The sequence below is a fragment of the Vibrio sp. 1078-1 genome, assembly GCF_033340475.1.
In genome coordinates, this window is the sequence record NZ_JAWOWM010000666.1 from 1 (window position 1) to 573 (window position 573).

General features: G+C 49.4%; 1 protein-coding gene. It reads left to right on the forward strand.

Features of this window, described 5'->3' with window-relative positions:
- Window positions 1–67 precede the first annotated feature (67 nt).
- A partial coding sequence (locus R7190_RS29395; RefSeq protein ID WP_411978105.1) for a conjugal transfer protein TraG N-terminal domain-containing protein occupies window positions 68–573 on the forward strand: 506 nt, incomplete at its 3' end.

Here is a 573-nt window from a genome sequence, read left to right on the forward strand (position 1 = left end):
TGAAACTGGATATGGGGTAATCGTACCCAATGTCACGGAAAGCCACTTTTCCGAAACACTGAAACTGTTGAATGACGTCAGACGGCGAGCCTATGACACAGGAGTTTTTACTGCGCTTAACTCAGCAAATGGAGGCGGCTATGTTGACGTGAGGCGTTCCTGGAACAATTACATTCGGGAATGCACGTTAACCAAAGTCGATCTCAACCTAATGTCCCTTGATGAGTTGATGAACCGTTCAACTGACTCAGCTTTGCGATTCAACTCACAGCTCTACGGAACTAGGTTGTATTTGTCTACAGCAAACCCTGACGGCGCTGACTACACATGTACTGACGGATGGGTGGCTATTAGCACTGCAACCGCCAACCTAAGCAGCCCGGTTGTTGTTGATGCTCTTAACAGCCTACTGGGTATTGACACGTCAACTGGAGACAACGCTCTAACGAAGCTGACCGATTCGCTTCAAGCGATGGGTGCCACAACTACGTCATCAATCGACTATCTGAAAGCCGCCGTTCTGGAGCCCCTCTATTATGAAGCCGCAGCAGGACGTTATCAGGACCTCCAGGA